Here is a 19,214-nt window from a genome sequence, read left to right on the forward strand (position 1 = left end):
GCGTGCTCAACGGGGTGCCAGGACTTTTTGTCCGCGCTGAGATAATACCCGTCGAACCTGATCCGGATAACGCCGGCGAAGGGATTTGAGGCTCACCGCTCAAAGTCCTTTGCCACCCCTAATTTAAGAGGTGCAAAGTGTTCAAGAAATTACTGCCGCTGCTGGTTCTTATTGCAGCCCCCGCTTTCGCAAAACCCCTGCTGACCGTCTATACCTATGACTCCTTTGCCGCTGACTGGGGCCCCGGGCCTGCGGTAAAAAAAGCCTTCGAAGCCGACTGTAGCTGCGAGCTGAAATTTGTGGCGCTGGAAGACGGCGTATCGCTGCTCAACCGCCTGCGCATGGAAGGTAAAAACAGCAAGGCCGACGTGGTGCTGGGGCTGGACAATAATCTTCTGGAAGCCGCGTCGCAGACCAAACTCTTCGCGCCGAGCAACGTTGACGCCAGCGCCCTGAAAATCCCCGGCGGCTGGAAGAACGATACATTTGTGCCGTTCGACTACGGCTACTTCGCCTTCGTCTACGATAAAAACAAACTCAAAAATCCGCCGAAAAGCCTGAAAGAGATGGTTGATAGCGACCAGAAATGGAAAGTGATTTATCAAGACCCGCGCACCAGCACGCCGGGCCTTGGCCTGCTGCTGTGGATGCAAAAAGTCTACGGCGATAAAGCACCCGAAGCCTGGCAGAAGCTGGCGGGCAAAACCGTTACCGTCACGAAAGGCTGGTCAGAGGCCTACGGTCTGTTCTTAAAAGGCGAAGCCGACCTGGTGCTGAGCTACACCACCTCCCCGGCCTATCACATTATCGAAGAGAAGAAAGATAACTACGCGGCGGCGGATTTCAGCGAGGGGCACTACCTGCAGGTTGAAGTCGCCGGTCGTCTGGCGGCAAGCAGGCAGCCGGAGCTGGCTGAGAAATTCATGAAATTCATCACCACGCCGGGTTTCCAGAATACCGTTCCAACCGGCAACTGGATGTACCCGGTTGCCGAGGTGAAGCTCCCGGAAGGCTTCAGCACGCTTCCTAAACCGCAGACCGCGCTGGAGTTCACACCGCAGCAGGTTGCTGAACATCGTGCCGGCTGGATTAGCGCATGGCTTCGCGCCACCAGCCGCTAATACCAGGCTGGCTGTTCCCAGGGCTGTTCGCCGCCATGCTTGTGGTGGCGGTAGCCCTGACGGCTTTTCTGTCGCTGTGGTTTAACGCGCCGCAGACCGATATCCGCGCCCTGCTGCAGGACAGCTATCTGTGGCACGTGCTGCGCTTCTCGTTCTGGCAGGCGTTTCTTTCCGCCTTGCTTTCCGTTCTCCCAGCCATTTTCCTCGCCCGCGCGCTCTACCGTCGCCGCTTCCCCGGCCGCCTTGCGCTGCTGCGCCTGTGCGCGATGACGCTGGTGCTGCCGGTTTTAGTCGCCGTCTTCGGCATTCTGACCGTTTATGGCCGCGTTGGCTGGATCGCCTCACTGTGCGCGTGGTTCGGCGTGGAGTGGACGTTTTCGCCGTACGGCCTGCAGGGCATTCTGCTGGCGCACATCTTCTTTAATATGCCGATGGCGACCCGCCTGCTGCTCCAGGCGCTGGAGAGCATCCCCGGCGAACAACGCCAGCTTGCCGCCCAGCTCGGCATGCGCGGCTGGAACTTCTTCCGCTTCGTAGAGTGGCCGTGGCTGCGCCGCCAGATTCTGCCTGCCGCCGCGCTGATATTCATGCTCTGCTTCGCAAGCTTCGCAACGGTGCTATCGCTCGGCGGCGGGCCGCAGGCGACCACCATCGAACTGGCGATCTTCCAGGCGCTGAGCTTCGATTACGACCCTGCCCGCGCGGCGCTCCTCGCCATTATCCAGATGATCTGCTGTCTGGGCTTGGTGCTGCTGAGCCAGCGCCTGGGCAAAGCGATTCCGGTAGGCGTAAGCCAGGTGCAGGGCTGGCGCGACCGTCAGGACAACCTGCGCCGCAGGCTGTGCGACGGCCTGTTTATCGCCCTTGCCCTACTGCTGCTGCTGCCCCCGCTGCTGGCCGTCATTATTGATGGCGTCAATAGCGGATTTCGCAGCGTGGTGTCGCAGCCAATCCTCTGGCAGGCGCTTTTCACCTCGCTGCGCATCGCCGTTGCCGCCGGTATTATTTGCGTAACGCTAACCATGATGCTGCTGTGGAGCTCGCGCGAACTGCGGCTGCGCAGCCACGCCTTCGCAGGCCAGGCGCTGGAGCTGAGCGGCATGCTGATCCTCGCTATGCCGGGCATCGTGCTGGCGACGGGCTTCTTCCTGCTGCTCAACAATACCGTCGGCCTGCCGCAGTCTGCCGACGGCATCGTGATCTTCACCAACGCGCTGATGGCTATCCCCTACGCGCTGAAGGTGCTGGAAAACCCGATGCTGGACGCGGCTGAGCGCTACGGCAGGCTGTGCCGGTCGCTGGATATTAAAGGGCTAAACCGCCTGCGTTTCATCGAGCTGCGGGCGCTGAAAATCCCGCTTGCCCAGGCGCTGGCGTTTGCCTGCGTGCTGTCTATTGGCGATTTCGGCGTGGTGGCGCTGTTTGGCAACGAGGATTTCCGCACCCTGCCGTTCTATCTCTACCAGCAGATTGGTTCGTACCGCAGCCAGGACGGCGCGGTGACCGCGCTCATCCTGCTGACGCTTTGCTTTGCTCTGTTCACCCTGATTGAAAAACTACCGGGACGCCATGCTAACGCTGACTAATGTAACCTGGCTCTATCATCACCTGCCGATGCGCTTTTCGCTCAACGTGGCGGCGGGCGAACGCGTCGCCATTCTTGGGCCGAGCGGTGCCGGGAAAAGCACCCTGCTAAGCCTGATCGCCGGTTTTCTGAAGCCCGCCCAGGGGGAAATCATGCTGGATGGCGAAGACCATACCCACAGCGCCCCCGCGCGGCGCCCGGTCTCCATGCTGTTTCAGGAAAACAACCTCTTCACGCACCTGACGGTACGGCAGAATATCGGCCTGGGCATGCACCCGGGGCTGAAGCTGAATCAGGACCAGCTGGCGCGGCTGGAAACCATCGCCGGGCAGATGGCGATTGGCGACCTGCTGGACAGGCTGCCGTCGCAGCTTTCCGGCGGGCAGCGGCAGCGCGTCGCCCTGGCGCGTTGCCTGGTCCGCAAACAGCCGGTTTTGCTGCTCGACGAGCCTTTTTCCGCCCTCGATCCGGCGCTGCGCCAGGAGATGCTGCAGCTGCTTGACGAGCTTTGCAAACGGCAACAGCTCACGCTGCTGATGGTTTCCCACAGCATTGAGGACGCGGCGCGCATCGCGCCAAGAAGCTTAGTCGTGGTGGATGGCCGCATCTTTTGGGATGGCGATACGGCCACGTTGCTGAGCGGCGAAGCGAGCGCCTCGTCGCTGCTCGGCATTACCGGCTAGTGCTGGCCGGTTAACACCTTCCAGAGAATTTTCAGGTAGATAGGCATCAACGGGTGCATCTGTAACGCCACGAAGCTGCCGATTGCCACCACCAGCATGGCGGGAGCAAGCCAGTGCAGACGCCCGCGCGGCAGAAAACTCGTCAGACTGTCGGTGCCGGACTTGCCGCTGCGCCACCAGCGCCAGCACAGCCACGCCGCCACCCAGATCAGCAACGCTACGCCCAGCAGGAGCCACTTAAAGCTGCTGCTTTGCATATCCGCCGGAATGTCGATGGCCGCACCGGCCAGAATGCCGGGCATAAAGTAGAGCGGCGGCCAGAACAGGCAGCCGATAATATTGGGAACGATAAACTTCGCCAGCGGCAGGTCGAGCATCCCCGCCACCATCGGTACCAGCGGACGCGTAGGGCCGACAAAGCGCCCGATGAGAATCGTGAACATGCTGTGCCGGTGCAGCGCGTGCTCGGTTTTATCCAGCAGCGCCTTGTTTTTCTTCATAAACGACCAGCGGTGCAGCGGCCCTTTAAAGCGTCGCCCAAGCCAGAACGAGATCCAGTCGCCGAGCAGGCAGCCGATAATCCCCGCGCCCCACGCCTGATAGAAATCCACCTGACCGCTGCCGATAAGCGCGCCTAAGCCCGCCATCATGACCGTGCCCGGCAGAATCAGCCCGACCAGCGCCAGCGACTCGAGAAAGGCCACCAGCATCACCGCGAGGAGCGAATACGCCACGGACTGAGTAATAAAGTGTTCCAGCAAAGCTTCCATAAAGCATCCGTCGAGAAACGAGTGGGCGATTCTCCTGAGTGGGCAGACAACCGTCAAGGCATCATTTGTATGAATCAATAATAGCGGTTATTCACAGCCCGCACGAAACTCGCTCGGGCTTGCCCCGGTACACTTTTTGAAAACCCGCGAAAAGTAGAGCTGATCCTCAAAGCCCACGTTGCGCCCAACGCTTGCAATCGGCATCCGCGTGGTGCTGAGCAGCAGCTTCGCCTGGCTGATGCGCTGATCTTCGCGCCAGCTCAAAACGCTGACGCCGAGCTGCTGGCGGAAAAGGTGCGACAGGCGCGACGGCGACAGGCAGACGTGCTGCGCCACGCTTGCGATATCAAAATGGCTATCGGCAAGGTGGTCGCTGATGTACTGGCAGGCGTCCCGCACGCGGTTATCGAGCGGCGGATTGAGCGAGGCGCTTAGCACCTCCATGCGGCGCAGCAGAAGCTGTTCCAGCAGATTAATCGCCAGCAGTTCGGCGTAGCGCCCCTGCGCCTGCCCGGCGTCGATAATCTGCTGAAAAAGTTGCGAAAAGCCTGCCTGATGGGCGTCGTCCGGGCGATAAAAACCTGTGTGGGCGAAAATCGGCTCCCAGTTTAGCCACTCCTGCCAGTAGGCGCGCGGGCGGAAATAAACCCACTGGTGATACCACTCTTTGCTTTCCGGCGCGCGCCCGTAGTGGTGCACCTCGCCCGGCGGAAACAGCAGCATGTCGCCGGGGCGGCACACGTAGTTTTTCCCCTGGTTGTTGATAACCCCCTCGCCGCGCACGGTGAGGTTGAGGATATAGCCCTTCATGCCCAGCGGCCGGTCGATGAAAAAATCGAGCGGCCCCAGCGCCTCAATGGGCGTTAATCCCGCCACCAGATGAGCGTTAAAGGAGTAGCCGGGTAACAGGGGATCGTTTTGCAGTTCAGGCATCGTCACGCTCGCTCTTAAAAGGGATCAACAGAAACAATTTGTCCATATCCATGCTTAACGTCTTATCCCCCTCAACGGCATCTAAGCGAACAGGCTGATTTTTATCATAAAGCCGTAACCGATAAGCACCTACGCTTTTTAAGCGGCAACCACAGGCTTTTGTGATGACAACCAAAGTGTCTATAACGACGGCAGAAAAGTCCACATCGAATATTTGCGGAGCGTCACATTTCACGATGCCACAGCAATATTCTCCATAACTACAGCGATTACGACCTGACGTTTTTTTTCTGCAAAACCTACTGTTCACTGCATGAATGATTACCCGTGGAGTGAGAAAATGTCGATTGCGCTGGGCCTCGATTTTGGCAGCGATTCTGTGCGCGCCTTAGCGGTGGATTGTGAGAACGGGGCCGAACTGGCCACGAGCGTTGAATGGTATCGGCGCTGGCAGGAAGGCCGCTACTGCGACGCGCCCAACAACCAGTTCCGCCACCATCCGCAGGACTATATTGATTCAATGGAGCAGGCGCTGAAAACCGTGCTGGCAGAGCTTAGCCCGCAACAGCGCGCCGCCATTTGCGGCATTGGCGTAGACAGCACCGGCTCAACGCCCGCGCCGATAGACGCCAACGGCCGCGTGCTGGCCCTCACCCCTGAATTCGCCGACAACCCGAACGCCATGTTCGTGCTGTGGAAAGACCACACCTCGGTTGAAGAAGCCGAGGCCATTACCCGCCTGTGCCATCAGCCCGGCAAAAACGATTATTCGCGCTACATCGGCGGCATTTATTCCAGCGAGTGGTTCTGGGCCAAAATCCTGCACGTCACCCGCGCCGATCCGCAGGTTGCCCAAGCTGCAGTCTCGTGGATCGAACTGTGCGACTGGGTTCCCGCCCTGCTTTCCGGCACCACCCACCCACAGGACATTCGCCGCGGGCGCTGTAGCGCAGGCCACAAATCTCTGTGGCACGAGGACTGGGGCGGCCTGCCTCCCGCCGCCTTCTTCGACGAGCTCGACCCGATCATCAACCAGCATCTTGAGTACCCGATGTTCAGCGAAACCTGGACGGCGGACATTCCGGTCGGCAATCTTTCCGCCGAATGGGCGGAACGCCTGGGCCTGCCGCAAAGCGTGGTGATTTCCGGCGGCGCGTTTGACTGCCATATGGGGGCCGTGGGCGCCGGGGCGCAGCCGAACACGCTGGTCAAAGTCATCGGCACTTCCACCTGCGATATCCTGATTGCCGACAAGCCCACCGTGGGCGACCGCGCGGTAAAAGGCATCTGCGGCCAGGTCGACGGCAGCGTGATCCCAGATTTTATTGGCCTGGAGGCGGGGCAGTCCGCCTTTGGCGATATCTACGCCTGGTTTGGCCGCGTGCTCGGCTGGCCGCTTGAGCAGCTTGCGTGTGCGCACCCGGAGCTGCGCAGCCAAATCAACGCCAGCAAAAAACAGCTGCTGCCCGCGCTGACCGAAGCCTGGGCCAAAAACCCCTCCCTTGAACATCTGCCGGTGGTGCTCGACTGGTTCAACGGCCGCCGCACGCCGAATGCCAACCAGCGCCTGAAAGGCGTGATTACCGATTTGAATCTGGCAACCGACGCCCCCGCGCTGTTCGGCGGGCTGATTGCCGCCACCGCCTTTGGCGCGCGCGCCATTATGGAATGCTTCACCGAGCAGGGTATTCCGGTGACCAACGTGATGGCGCTGGGCGGCATCGCCCGTAAATCACCGGTCATCATGCAGGTGTGCTGCGATGTGCTGAACCGGCCGCTGCAAATCGTCGCCTCCGATCAGTGCTGCGCGCTCGGCGCTGCCATTTTTGCCGCCGTGGCGGCGGGCCAGCACACGAATATTTCGCAGGCCCAGCAGGCGATGGCAAGCCAGATCGAAAGCACCCTTGAACCGAATCCGCAACGTGCTGAGCGCTTCGAGCAGCTTTATCGCCGCTACCAGCAGTGGGCCACCAGCGCGGAACACCATTATCTCCCTTCAGCCCCTGTAGCGGCAGCGCCCGCCCAACGGGCCGCGACTTCCCATTAAGGACATGACGATGAACATTTTTGAACAGTATGAAGTGTGGTTTGTAATTGGCAGCCAGCATCTCTACGGCCCGGAAACGCTACGCCAGGTGACGCAGAATGCCGAAAAGGTGGTGAACGAGCTGAATAAAGAAGCCCGCCTGCCGTGCAAGATGGTGCTTAAGCCGCTGGGAACGACGCCAGACGAAATCACCGCTATCTGCCGCGACGCCAGCTACAACGACAGGTGCGCCGGGATGGTGGTCTGGCTGCACACCTTCTCACCGGCCAAAATGTGGATTAACGGCCTGAGTATTCTGACCAAGCCGCTGCTGCAGTTCCACACCCAGTTCAACGCGCAGATCCCGTGGGGCACCATCGACATGGACTTCATGAACCTGAACCAGACCGCGCACGGCGGCCGCGAGTTCGGGTTTATCGGTGCCCGTATGCGCCAGCAGCACACCGTAGTCACCGGCCACTGGCAGGATCCGCAGGCGCACAAGCGTATCGGTGCGTGGATGCGTCAGGCCGTTTCTAAGCAGGATACCCGTCAGCTAAAAGTGGTGCGTTTCGGCGACAACATGCGTGAAGTGGCGGTCACCGACGGCGACAAAGTCGCGGCGCAGATGAAGTTCGGCTTCGCGGTAAATACCTACGCCGTGGGCGATTTGGTTGCGGTAGTCAACGCGGTGAGCGATGGCGACGTGAGCGCGTTAGTGGATGAATATGAAAGCAGCTACCGCCTGACGCCGGCCGCGCAGCTCAACGGCGACAAGCGACAGAACGTGCTGGACGCCGCGCGCATCGAACTTGGCATGAAGCGCTTCCTCGAAGACGGCGGGTTCCACGCGTTCACCACCACCTTTGAAGATCTGCACGGCCTGAAGCAGCTTCCGGGCCTTGCCGTACAGCGCCTGATGCAGCAGGGCTACGGCTTTGCGGGGGAAGGCGACTGGAAAACCGCCGCCCTGCTTCGCATTATGAAGGTGATGTCCAGCGGCCTTGCGGGCGGCACCTCCTTTATGGAGGACTACACCTACAACTTTGAAAACGGTAACGACATGGTGCTCGGCTCGCACATGCTGGAAGTGTGCCCGACGATTGCGACCGCGGAAAAACCGATCCTCGACGTTCAACACCTCGGCATCGGCGGCAAAGCGGATCCCGCGCGCCTGATCTTCTCCACTAAAACCGGCCCGGCGGTGAACGCCAGCCTTATCGATCTTGGCGATCGCTTCCGCCTGCTGGTCAACTGCGTTGATGCGGTTGAAGCTCCGCACCAGTTGCCGAAGCTGCCTGTCGCCAACGCGCTGTGGAAGGCCCAGCCGGATCTGCCAACCGCCTCCGAAGCCTGGATTCTGGCGGGCGGCGCGCACCACACCGTCTTCAGCCAGTCCCTGACGCTTGACGATATGCGCCTGTTCGCCGAGCTGCACGGCATCGAGCTTACGGTTATCGATAACGAAACCCGTCTGCCCGCGTTCAAGGACGCCCTGCGCTGGAACGAGGTTTATTACGGCTTTAAACGCTAATGGGTATCGCCCTCACCCCGACCCTCTCCCCCAGGCGAGGGCGGATTTTGTCCCCTCTCCCAGGAGAGGGTTAGGGTGAGGGTGGCCTTCAGGCTAAGGATTCAACATGTTAGAAGATCTCAAACGCCAGGTGCTCGAAGCCAACCTGGCACTGCCGCAGCACCATCTTGTTACCCTGACCTGGGGCAACGTCAGCGCGGTGGATCGCGAACGCGGCGTGCTGATCATCAAGCCGTCGGGCGTGGATTACGGCGTTATGACCGCTGAAGATATGGTGGTGGTAAGCCTGGAAACGGGCGAAGTTGTTGAAGGCACTAAAAAACCGTCTTCCGATACTCCAACCCACCGGCTGCTGTACCAGCACTTCCCGCACATCGGCGGCATTGTCCACACCCATTCCCGCCATGCCACCATCTGGGCGCAGGCCGGGCAGTCCATCCCCGCCACCGGCACCACCCACGCCGACTATTTCTACGGCTCCATTCCCTGCACCCGCAAAATGACCGATGAAGAGATAAACGGCGACTACGAATGGCAAACCGGCGAGGTGATCGTCAAAACCTTTGCGGAACGCGGCATCGACGCGCTGCAAATGCCCGGCGTGCTGGTGCATTCCCACGGCCCGTTTGCGTGGGGGAAAGATCCGCTGGATGCGGTTCATAACGCCATCGTGCTGGAAGAAGTCGCCTATATGGGCATCTTCTGCCGCCAGCTGGCGCCGGAACTTCCGGACATGCAGCAGACCCTGCTCGACAAGCACTACCTGCGCAAGCACGGCGCGAAGGCCTATTACGGCCAATAAGCACTGTACATAAAAGCAGTAATTAACGGCGAAGTGGTCTATAATCAGACCACTTTTCCTTTATGAGAATGTAGCGTGTCGCAAGCTCGTCAGGGGTTTCTGCTCACGCGTCACTGGCGCGACACCCCACGTGGTACCGAAGTTGATTTCTGGCTGGCAACGGACGATGGCCCGGTTAAAGTGCGCCTGCCGTACCAGGAATCCGTCGCGTTCATTCCCCAGCAGCAGCAGGCCCAGGCCGCGCGCCTGTTAGCCAACGAAAGCCAGTATCGGCTAACGCCCCTTTCCCTGAAAGATTTCCATCGCCAGCCCGTCTGCGGGCTGTACTGCCGCCAGCACCGCCAGCTCATGCGCATGGAAAAGCTGCTGCGCGACGGTGGCGTCACGGTTTATGAAGCCGATATCCGCCCGCCGGAACGTTTTTTGATGGAGCGCTTTATCACCGCGCCCGTCTGGTTTAGCGGCGAAGACGGCAGCGGCGTGATAGCTGAAACCAGGCTCAAGCCCGCGCCGGAGTACCGCCCGCCGCTGAAATGGGTGTCGCTGGATATCGAAACCAACCGCCACGGCGAGCTATACTGCATCGGGCTTGAAGGCTGCGGGCAGCGCATCGTCTATATGCTCGGGCCGGAAAACGGCGACGCCCGCGGCCTGGACTTTACCCTCGAATACGTCGCCAGCCGCCCGCTGCTGATTGAAAAGCTTAACGCCTGGTTTGTGCAGCACGATCCCGACGTGCTGATCGGCTGGAACGTGGTTCAGTTCGACCTACGGGTGCTGCAAAAAATGGCGGACCGCTATCAGGTGCCGCTGCGCCTCGGGCGCGAAAGCAGCCTGCTGGAATGGCGCGAGCACGGTTTTAAACAGGGCGTTTTCTTCGCGCAGGCCGCCGGGCGCGTCATCATCGACGGCATCGACGCGCTGAAGTCGGCCTTCTGGAATTTCTCATCGTTTGCGCTGGAGGCGGTTTCACGCGAGCTGCTCGGGGAAGGGAAATCGATAGACAACCCGTGGGACAGAATGGACGAGATTAACCGCCGTTTTGCCGAGGACAAGCCCGCGCTTGCGAAGTACAACCTCAAAGACTGCGAGCTGGTGACGAGAATTTTCCACAAAACCGAGCTGATGCCGTTCCTGCTGGAACGCGCCACGGTTAACGGCCTGCCCCTCGACAGGCACGGCGGCTCGGTCGCGGCGTTTGGGTACCTTTATATTCCACGCATGCACCGCGCCGGTTACGTTGCGCCAAACCTCGGCGAAATTCCGCCGCAGGCAAGCCCGGGCGGCTATGTAATGGATTCGCGCCCCGGCCTGTACGACTCCGTGCTGGTGCTCGACTACAAAAGCCTGTACCCGTCGATCATCCGCACCTTTCTGATTGACCCGGTTGGCCTGGTTGAAGGCATGGCGCAGCCCGATGCCGAACACGCGGTGGAAGGCTTTATCGGCGCGTATTTTTCCAGAACCACGCACTGCCTGCCGGAGATCGTCAGCCAGATCTGGCACGGCCGCGACGAGGCAAAGCGCCACGGCAACAAGCCGCTTTCCCAGGCGCTGAAGATCATTATGAACGCCTTTTACGGCGTGCTGGGCACCAGCGCCTGCCGCTTCTTCGATCCTCGCCTCGCCTCGTCGATCACCATGCGCGGGCACCAGATCATGCTGAAAACCAAGGAGCTTATCGAATCTCAGGGCTTCGACGTGATTTACGGCGATACCGACTCAACCTTCGTCTGGCTGAAAAAGGCCCATTCGGAGGAAGACGCGGAGCGTATCGGCAAACGGCTCGTGGCCCACGTGAACAGCTGGTGGACGCAGCATTTGCAGGAAACGCAGCAAATCACCAGCGCGCTTGAAATCGAATACGAATCCCATTTCTGCCGCTTCCTGATGCCCACCATTCGCGGCACGGTTGAAGGCAGCAAGAAGCGCTACGCGGGGATGATCCAGGAAGGGGATAAGCAGCGCATGGTCTTTAAGGGGCTGGAAACGGTGCGCACCGACTGGACGCCGCTTGCCCAGCAGTTTCAGCAGGCGCTGTATCTGAAGATCTTCCGCAACGAGCCGTATCAGGATTACATCCGCGAAACGATCGCCAGCCTGATGGCGGGCGAGCTGGACGCCCAGCTGGTGTACCGCAAAAGGCTGCGTCGGCCGCTGAGTGAATATCAGAAGAACGTTCCGCCGCACGTGCGCGCCGCGAGGCTTGCGGACGAGCATAATCAGCGCCTGGGGCGGCCCGCGCAGTATCAGAATCGCGGGACCATCAAATACGTTATGACGCTAGGCGGCCCGGAACCCGTGGACTACCAGCAGTCGCCGCTTGATTACGACCATTACCTTACGCGCCAGCTCCAGCCGGTGGCGGAAGGAATTTTACCTTTCCTGGAGGATGACTTTGCTACACTGATGACTGGGCAACTGGGGCTATTTTGACATCCTCTAAATAATTCGAGTTGCGGGTGGGCGGCAAGGGAGAGAATCTCCAGGAGCTTACTTAGGTAAGTGACCGGGGTGAGGGAGTGCCGCCAACGCCCCTGCAACTTGAAGTATGACGAGTAGGTGACGAACGCGTTGCCTTCCAGTACCATAGCGCCCTCCTGAAACACCCAGACATCTACTTTTGAACTACCGCCCCACTTTGTGCGCGGTGGTTATGCTATTGCCTGCATATCTTAGTCACTGAAAATAGAGCCGAAATCTTATGCCTTTTACACTTGGTCAACGTTGGATCAGCGATACCGAAAGCGAACTGGGACTTGGAACCGTCGTTGCTTTAGACCCACGAATGGTAACCCTGCTTTTCCCTGCCACCGGTGAAAATCGCCTGTACGCCAGAAACGACTCGCCTATTACCCGCGTGATGTTTAATCCGGGCGACACCGTCACCAGCCATGAAGGCTGGCAACTCAAAGTTGATGAAGTTAAAGAAGAAAATGGCTTGCTAGCCTATATCGGCACCCGTCTGGACACCGAAGAAGCCAACGCGATGCTGCGCGAAGTGTTCCTCGACAGCAAGCTGGTGTTCAGCAAGCCGCAGGACCGTCTGTTTGCCGGTCAGATTGACCGCATGGATCGTTTTGCCCTGCGCTATCGCGCCCGCAAATACCAGAGCGAACAGTATCGTCAGCCGTGGAGCGGCCTGCGCGGCATGCGCACCAGCCTCATCCCGCACCAGCTGAATATCGCCCACGACGTGGGTCGCCGCCATGCGCCGCGCGTGCTGCTGGCGGACGAGGTTGGCCTGGGTAAAACCATCGAAGCCGGGATGATCCTGCACCAGCAGCTGCTGGCCGGCAGCGCCGAACGCGTGCTAATCGTGGTGCCAGAAACGCTGCAACACCAGTGGCTGGTGGAAATGCTGCGCCGCTTTAACCTGCGCTTTGCCCTGTTCGACGACGAACGCTACGCCGAAGCCCAGCACGACAGCGATAACCCGTTCGAAACCGAACAGCTGGTTATCTGCTCGCTGGACTTCGTGCGCCGCAGCAAGCAGCGCCTTGAGCACCTGTGCGACGCCGAGTGGGATCTGATGGTGGTCGACGAAGCTCACCACCTGGTGTGGAGCGAAGACGCGCCAAGCCGTGAATATCAGGCCATCGAACAGCTCGCCGAGCGCGTGCCGGGCGTGCTACTGCTGACCGCTACACCAGAACAGCTGGGGATGGAAAGCCACTTCGCGCGCCTGCGCCTGCTGGACCCGAGCCGTTTCCACGACTTCGAGCAGTTCGTTGAAGAACAGCAAAATTACCGCCCGGTTGCGGACGCCGTTGCCCTGCTGCTGGCCGGTAACCCGCTGACCAACGATCAGCTGAACGCCCTGGGCGAGCTTATCGGTGAGCAGGATATCGAGCCGCTGCTGCAAACCGCAAACAGCGATCGCGACGGCAGCGACGCCGCGCGCCAGGAGCTGATTTCCATGCTGATGGACCGCCACGGCACCAGCCGCGTGCTGTTCCGTAACACCCGTAACGGCGTAAAAGGCTTCCCGAAACGCGAGCTGCATACCATTCGCCTGCCGCTGCCAACGCAGTATCAGACGGCGATCAAAGTCTCCGGCATTATGAGCGCGCGCAAATCGGTTGAAGACCGCGCCCGCGATATGCTCTATCCGGAGCAGATTTATCAGGAGTTTGAAGGCGATTCCGGCACCTGGTGGAACTTCGATCCGCGCGTCGAATGGCTGATGGGCTACCTGACCAGTCACCGCTCCCACAAAGTGCTGGTGATTTGCGCCAAGGCCGCTACCGCTCTGCAGCTTGAGCAGGTTCTGCGCGAGCGCGAAGGCATCCGCGCCGCCGTGTTCCACGAAGGCATGTCGATCATTGAACGCGACCGCGCCGCCGCCTGGTTTGCGGAAGAAGACACCGGCGCGCAGGTGCTGCTGTGCTCGGAAATCGGCTCAGAGGGCCGTAACTTCCAGTTTGCCAGCAACCTGGTGATGTTCGACCTGCCGTTTAACCCGGATCTGCTGGAGCAGCGTATTGGCCGTCTGGACCGTATCGGCCAAGCGCACGATATTCAGATTCACGTGCCTTATCTGGAAAAAACCGCCCAGTCCGTGCTGGTGCAGTGGTTCCACGAAGGGCTGGATGCCTTCGAGCACACCTGCCCGACGGGCCGCGCGATCTACGATAACGTCTACACGCAGCTTATCGAGTACCTCGCCGCGCCGGAAAACACTGACGGCTTCGAGACGCTGATCAAGCATTGCCGCGAACAGCATGACGCGCTGAAGCTGCAGCTTGAGCAGGGCCGCGACCGCCTGCTGGAGATCCACTCCAACGGCGGCGAAAAATCCCAGGCGCTGGCGCAGGCGATTTCCGAGCAGGATAACGATACCGGCCTGGTGAACTTCGCCATGAACCTGTTTGATATCGTCGGTATTAACCAGGACGACCGCGGCGATAACATGGTCGTGCTGACGCCGTCCGATCATATGCTGGTGCCGGATTTCCCTGGCCTGCCCGAAGATGGCTGCACCATTACCTTCGAGCGCGACGTCGCCCTTTCCCGCGAAGACGCGCAGTTCGTGACCTGGGAACACCCAATCATCCGCAACGGTCTGGATTTGATTCTTTCCGGCGATACCGGCAGCTGCGCGCTGTCGCTGCTGAAGAACAAAGCGCTGCCCGTCGGCACGCTGCTCGTTGAGCTGGTGTACGTGGTTGAAGCGAAAGCGCCGAAGCAGCTGCAGCTCAACCGCTTCCTGCCGCCAACGCCGGTTCGTATGCTGGTGGACAAAAACGGCACCAACCTCGCCGCGCAGGTGGAGTTCGAAAGCTTTAACCGCCAGCTTAGCGCCGTTAACCGCCACACCGGCAGCAAACTGGTCAACGCGGTTCAGCCAGACGTTCACGCTATCTTGCAGTTGGCAGAACAGAAGGTTGAAGAAGCGGCCCAGGTGCTGATCAAAGCGGCGCGCGAAGAGGCAGACGAGAAGCTGAGCGCGGAACTGTCGCGCCTTGAGGCCCTGAAGGCCGTTAACCCCAACATTCGCGATGACGAGCTGGAAGCCATCGAAATCAACCGTCTGCAGGTGCTGGAAAGCCTCGCGCAGGCGAACTGGCGACTGGATGCGCTGCGTCTGATCGTTGTGACGCACCAGTAATGATTATGGAACCCTATAACCCGCCACAGGATCCCTGGCTGGTCATCCTTTATCAGGATGACCACATTATGGTGGTCAACAAGCCTTCGGGGCTGCTGTCCGTGCCGGGGCGTCTTGAGGAGCATAAAGACAGCGTGATGACGCGCATCCAGCGCGACTTCCCGCAGGCAGAATCGGTGCACCGTCTGGACATGGCAACCAGCGGCGTTATCGCCGTGGCGCTGACCAAGGCGGCAGAGCGCGAGCTGAAGCGTCAGTTTCGCGAGCGTGAGCCGAAGAAGCAGTATGTGGCGCGGGTTTGGGGCCATCCTCAGCCGGAAGAAGGCCTGGTGGATTTACCGCTGATTTGCGACTGGCCAAACCGGCCGATGCAGAAGGTGTGTCATGAAACCGGCAAGTCGGCGCAGACGGAATATCAGGTGCTGGAGTATGCGGCGGATAACACCGCCCGCATTCTGCTCAAACCGATCACCGGCCGTTCGCACCAGCTGCGCGTGCATATGCAGGCGCTGGGCCATCCAATTCTTGGCGATCGTTTTTACGCGACGCCGGAAGCGCTGGCAATGGCGCCACGTTTGCAGCTGCATGCGGAGATGCTGACCATCACCCATCCCGCTTACGGGACGCCGATGACCTTTAAGGCGCCTGCGGATTTCTGATGCCCGTAATTGTCGGGTGGCGGCTTCGCCTTACCCGACCTACGTTGTTTAGGATTGTAGGGTGGATAAGCGCATGCGCCATCCACCGCTTTCTTTGCTTAACCCTGGGTTATTTGAACCCTTTCGCCGTTTTAATCAAATCGTAGGCTTTCTGGATTTCCTGGGCTTTTTGCTTCGCCATCTGCATCATTTCCGGCGGCAGGCCTTTGGCGACCAGCTTGTCGGGGTGATGCTCGCTCATTAATTTGCGGTAGGCGCGCTTGATAACCGTCGGATCGTCATCGCTTTTCACGCCAAGCACGTTGCAGGCATCCTCAAGCGTTGGGCCGCGCTGCTGCTGGAAGCCGCCGCCCTGCGACTGATTGTAACCGCCGCCGAACTGCTGACCGCCTTCCATCATGTGCAGGAACTGGTCGAACTGCATGCGCGAGATGCCTAACTCTTCGGCAATTACGTACAGCACCTGGCGCTCGTTGGGATGCAGCGAGCCGTCGGCATACGCCGCCTGGATTTGGATTTCCAGAAACATCCTAATCAGATCGAAGCGGCCAAAGCAGACGCTGCGCAGCTGGCGCATTTTCTCACGCAGCGGGTAACCGTTCTCTTTCCCGATGCGGAAGGCGTTCTGTGCCGCACTTCTCGCTGTGCCGTGCAGCTGCATACGGTCCATCAGCAGTGACGCGATCTGAATATCCGCTTCGGAGACACGACCTTTCGATTTGGTGAGATGCCCCATCACTTCAAAGGTGGTGCTGAAAAACAGCGACTGACGCTGCTGCTGGTTCGAAAACCACGCGCTGCGGCGGCTGCGCATCTTGTCGATTGAATGACCAATCAGCAGTCCTAACACCACGCCCCAGAAGCCACCGCCTAAAATAAGTGCTATTGCGACACCGAGTACTTTTCCCCAATACTGCATATACTCCCCAAATCGTCATGCTGTCGGCTAGAATTTGCTTTATCATACCCGTCATTGATAGCGGTGCCTAACGGCAGACTGCTGAACGGGCAGGATTAACACTAGCGCTGTGGTGATGAGTAAGTTAGTCTCTGACCGTTTGCCGACGCTAAGCCATTGATGATGGAACAACGAATAACACGTATGAAAAAACGTATTCCCACCTTGCTGGCCACCCTGATTGGCTCAGCGCTTTATAGCCAACAAGGTCTGGCTGCCGATCTTGCCTCGCAGTGTATGCTTGGCGTGCCCAGCTACAACCGCCCCCTGATCGAAGGCGACACTAATAACCTACCGGTTACGATTACTGCTGACCACGCAAAAGGAAATTACCCTGAGAACGCGGTCTTTACCGGTAATGTGGACATTCAGCAAGGTAATAGCCGCCTGCAGTCTGATGAAGTTCAACTGCACCAAAAGCAGGTTGAAGGCCAGGCGGATCCTGTACGCACGGTAGACGCTCTCGGTAATGTGCATTACGACGATAATCAGGTCATCCTGAAAGGTCCGAAAGCGTGGTCCAACCTCAATACCAAGGATACCAACGTCTGGGAAGGCGACTACCAGATGGTCGACAGGCAGGGCCGTGGCAAAGCCGACGTAATGAAACAGCGTGGCAATAACCGCTACACCATCCTTGATAACGGCTCGTTCACCTCCTGTCTACCGGGTTCAAATACCTGGAGCGTCGTTGGCAGCACGGTGATTCAGGACCGCCAGGAAGAAGTGGCTGAAATCTGGAACGCCCGCTTCAAGCTGGGCCCGGTACCGGTGTTTTATAGCCCCTATTTGCAGCTGCCGATCGGCGACAAGCGCCGCTCTGGTTTCCTGATCCCAAGCGCCAAATACAGCACGACGAACTATTTTGAGTTCTCGCTTCCGTACTACTGGAACATCGCCCCCAACTTTGATGCCACCATCACGCCGCACTATATTGATAAGCGTGGCGGCATCCAATGGCAGAACGAATTCCGTTACCTGACCAAGGCGGGTGCGGGCATCATGGAATTCGACTACTTGCCTTCTGACGATGAATACAAAAGCGAATCTGGCGTACAGCCGGGCGACAGCGATCGTCGCTGGTTGTTCTACTGGAACCACAGCGGCGTAATGGACCAGGTGTGGCGCTTCAACGCCGACTACACCAAAGTCAGCGACGATAAGTATTTTAACGACTTTACCTCGCAGTACGGGTCAAGCACCGACGGCTACGCCACCCAGAAATTTAGCGTTGGTTACGCAGTTCAAAACTTCGATGCAACGCTTTCGACCAAGCAGTTCCAGGTCTTTGACTCACAGCGCACCAGGAACTCCTACCGCGCCGAACCGCAGCTTGACGTCAACTACTACCAGAATGACGTCGGCCCGTTCGACACGCGTATTTACGGCCAGGCGGTGAAGTTCACCAACGTCAACGAAAACCTGCCGGAAGCCACGCGTCTGCACGTTGAGCCAACCATCAGCCTGCCGTTATCCAACGGTTGGGCAAGCCTGAACACCGAAGCCAAAGTCATGGCGACGCACTATCAGCAGACGAACCTCGACGAATATCGTAACTACGTCAAAGGGAATGCGACTAACCTCGCCAGCGCCAACAAGCTGGATGGCACCGTTAACCGTACCCTGCCGCAGTTCAAAATGGACGGTAAGCTGATCTTCGATCGTGATATGGACTCCGCCGCAGGCTGGACGCAAACGCTTGAACCGCGCGCGCAGTACCTCTACGTGCCGTACAAAGACCAAAGCAATATCAATAACTACGACTCAGCCCTGCTGCAGTCAGACTATAACGGTCTGTTCCGCGATCGTACCTACGGCGGTCTTGACCGTATTGCTTCCGCAAACCAGGTGACTACCGGCGTAACTTCTCGCATTTATGATGATGCCGCCATTGAACGTTTTAACGTATCCGTAGGTCAAATCTACTACTTCACGAAGTCGCGCACCGGTGATGAAACGATCAACAGCGAAAAAGGTGATGAAACCGGCTCAGTTGTTTGGGCGGGTGATACCTACTGGCGCATGACCGATCGCTGGGGCTTACGTGGTGGCGTGCAGTACGATACTCGCCTCGATAACGTCGCAACCGGCAACGGCGCGATTGAATATCGTCGCGATACCGACCGCATGGTGCAGTTGAACTACCGTTATGCCAGCCCGGAATACATCAGCGCAACGATCCCCGGCATCAATACCAATGCCGATCAGTACAAAGATGGCATCTCGCAGGTGGGTATGGCAGCAAGCTGGCCGATTGTCGATCGCTGGTCCGTCGTAGGTGCGTATTATTACGATACCAACGCGCAGCAGTCCGCAGACTCCATGCTTGCGGTGCAGTACAGCTCCTGCTGTTATGCGATTCGTGTTGGTTACGAACGTAAAATTAACGGTTGGGAAGATAATCAGAGCAAATACGACAACGTATTCGGCTTTAACATCGAGTTACGCGGCCTGAGTTCTAACTACGGTCTGGGCACACAGCAGATGTTGCGTTCTAACATCCTGCCGTATCAAAGCTCGATGTAATTCACT

The 19,214-nt window shown here is 58.9% G+C and carries 13 protein-coding genes and 1 riboswitch; of the genes, 10 read left to right on the plus strand and 3 right to left on the minus strand.

Annotated elements, in window-relative coordinates:
* Window positions 1-102: riboswitch (TPP riboswitch) on the plus strand.
* Window positions 103-137: 35 nt separating this feature from the next.
* From thiB to thiQ, 3 genes are read left to right on the plus strand one after another with little or no spacing between them, the layout of a single operon-like run.
* Window positions 138-1,121 carry a thiamine ABC transporter substrate binding subunit gene (thiB, locus tag ACSPHG_RS20195; protein ID WP_435955263.1) on the plus strand — a complete coding sequence of 328 codons (984 nt, stop codon included), beginning with the start codon at window positions 138-140 and terminating at the stop codon, window positions 1,119-1,121.
* Complete coding sequence (gene thiP, locus ACSPHG_RS20200; RefSeq protein WP_435955264.1) at window positions 1,097-2,707, plus strand: thiamine/thiamine pyrophosphate ABC transporter permease ThiP; 1,611 nt, start codon at window positions 1,097-1,099, stop codon at window positions 2,705-2,707. The genes thiB and thiP overlap by 25 nt, the downstream gene beginning before the upstream one ends.
* Window positions 2,691-3,389, plus strand: a complete 699-nt coding sequence (thiQ, locus tag ACSPHG_RS20205; protein WP_435955266.1) for a thiamine ABC transporter ATP-binding protein ThiQ — start codon at window positions 2,691-2,693, stop codon at window positions 3,387-3,389. The genes thiP and thiQ overlap by 17 nt, the downstream gene beginning before the upstream one ends.
* Here thiQ and ACSPHG_RS20210 read toward each other — a convergent pair.
* Both ACSPHG_RS20210 and araC read right to left on the minus strand, forming a co-directional pair.
* Window positions 3,386-4,159, minus strand: coding sequence for a DedA family protein (locus ACSPHG_RS20210; protein ID WP_435955267.1), 774 nt, complete (start codon window positions 4,157-4,159; stop codon window positions 3,386-3,388). The genes thiQ and ACSPHG_RS20210 overlap by 4 nt on opposite strands.
* A gap of 87 nt (window positions 4,160-4,246) precedes the next feature.
* On the minus strand, window positions 4,247-5,092 hold the full coding sequence (gene araC / locus ACSPHG_RS20215; RefSeq protein WP_435955268.1) for an arabinose operon transcriptional regulator AraC: 846 nt from the start codon (window positions 5,090-5,092) through the stop codon (window positions 4,247-4,249).
* 340 nt (window positions 5,093-5,432) lie between these two features.
* Between araC and araB the strand changes: the two genes are divergently transcribed.
* From araB to rluA, 6 genes are all read left to right on the plus strand, one after another.
* Window positions 5,433-7,139 carry a ribulokinase gene (gene araB / locus ACSPHG_RS20220; RefSeq protein ID WP_435955269.1) on the plus strand — a complete coding sequence of 569 codons (1,707 nt, stop codon included), beginning with the start codon at window positions 5,433-5,435 and terminating at the stop codon, window positions 7,137-7,139.
* Between the two features lie 10 nt (window positions 7,140-7,149).
* Complete coding sequence (gene araA / locus ACSPHG_RS20225) at window positions 7,150-8,652, plus strand: L-arabinose isomerase (RefSeq protein WP_435955270.1); 1,503 nt, start codon at window positions 7,150-7,152, stop codon at window positions 8,650-8,652.
* Between the two features lie 106 nt (window positions 8,653-8,758).
* A complete protein-coding gene (araD, locus tag ACSPHG_RS20230; protein WP_435955271.1) occupies window positions 8,759-9,454 on the plus strand; it encodes an L-ribulose-5-phosphate 4-epimerase in 696 nt (231 codons plus the stop codon).
* Window positions 9,455-9,529: 75 nt separating this feature from the next.
* Entirely contained in the window at window positions 9,530-11,890 is a 2,361-nt protein-coding gene (gene polB / locus ACSPHG_RS20235) for a DNA polymerase II (RefSeq protein ID WP_435955272.1), read from the plus strand.
* Between the two features lie 268 nt (window positions 11,891-12,158).
* A complete protein-coding gene (rapA, locus tag ACSPHG_RS20240; RefSeq protein WP_435955273.1) occupies window positions 12,159-15,065 on the plus strand; it encodes an RNA polymerase-associated protein RapA in 2,907 nt (968 codons plus the stop codon).
* Window positions 15,065-15,724, plus strand: coding sequence for a bifunctional tRNA pseudouridine(32) synthase/23S rRNA pseudouridine(746) synthase RluA (rluA, locus tag ACSPHG_RS20245; protein ID WP_435955274.1), 660 nt, complete (start codon window positions 15,065-15,067; stop codon window positions 15,722-15,724). The genes rapA and rluA overlap by 1 nt, the downstream gene beginning before the upstream one ends.
* 109 nt (window positions 15,725-15,833) lie before the next feature.
* On the opposite strand, the gene djlA is transcribed toward rluA, so the two are convergent.
* Window positions 15,834-16,643, minus strand: a complete 810-nt coding sequence (gene djlA, locus ACSPHG_RS20250; protein ID WP_435955275.1) for a co-chaperone DjlA — start codon at window positions 16,641-16,643, stop codon at window positions 15,834-15,836.
* A 183-nt stretch (window positions 16,644-16,826) separates the two neighbouring features.
* On the opposite strand from djlA, the gene lptD reads away from it, so the two are divergent.
* Window positions 16,827-19,208: an LPS assembly protein LptD gene (gene lptD, locus ACSPHG_RS20255; RefSeq protein ID WP_435955276.1), complete on the plus strand. Its 2,382-nt coding sequence runs from the start codon at window positions 16,827-16,829 to the stop codon at window positions 19,206-19,208.
* The last annotated feature ends 6 nt before the right edge of the window (window positions 19,209-19,214 follow it).

It is taken from the genome of Dryocola baronae (genome assembly GCF_051297175.1).
Classification (GTDB): domain Bacteria; phylum Pseudomonadota; class Gammaproteobacteria; order Enterobacterales; family Enterobacteriaceae; genus Dryocola.

What these genes read in the sequence shown, in the direction of transcription:
- thiP (WP_435955264.1), top strand. Translation starts at nt 1,097, where the DNA reads ATGGCTTCGCGCCACCAGCCGCTAATACCAGGCTGGCTGTTCCCAGGG.
- thiQ (WP_435955266.1), top strand. Translation starts at nt 2,691, where the DNA reads ATGCTAACGCTGACTAATGTAACCTGGCTCTATCATCACCTGCCGATG.
- ACSPHG_RS20210 (WP_435955267.1), bottom strand. Translation starts at nt 4,159, where the DNA reads ATGGAAGCTTTGCTGGAACACTTTATTACTCAGTCCGTGGCGTATTCG.
- araC (WP_435955268.1), bottom strand. Translation starts at nt 5,092, where the DNA reads ATGCCTGAACTGCAAAACGATCCCCTGTTACCCGGCTACTCCTTTAAC.
- araB (WP_435955269.1), top strand. Translation starts at nt 5,433, where the DNA reads ATGTCGATTGCGCTGGGCCTCGATTTTGGCAGCGATTCTGTGCGCGCC.
- araA (WP_435955270.1), top strand. Translation starts at nt 7,150, where the DNA reads ATGAACATTTTTGAACAGTATGAAGTGTGGTTTGTAATTGGCAGCCAG.
- araD (WP_435955271.1), top strand. Translation starts at nt 8,759, where the DNA reads ATGTTAGAAGATCTCAAACGCCAGGTGCTCGAAGCCAACCTGGCACTG.
- rapA (WP_435955273.1), top strand. Translation starts at nt 12,159, where the DNA reads ATGCCTTTTACACTTGGTCAACGTTGGATCAGCGATACCGAAAGCGAA.
- rluA (WP_435955274.1), top strand. Translation starts at nt 15,065, where the DNA reads ATGATTATGGAACCCTATAACCCGCCACAGGATCCCTGGCTGGTCATC.
- djlA (WP_435955275.1), bottom strand. Translation starts at nt 16,643, where the DNA reads ATGCAGTATTGGGGAAAAGTACTCGGTGTCGCAATAGCACTTATTTTA.
- lptD (WP_435955276.1), top strand. Translation starts at nt 16,827, where the DNA reads ATGAAAAAACGTATTCCCACCTTGCTGGCCACCCTGATTGGCTCAGCG.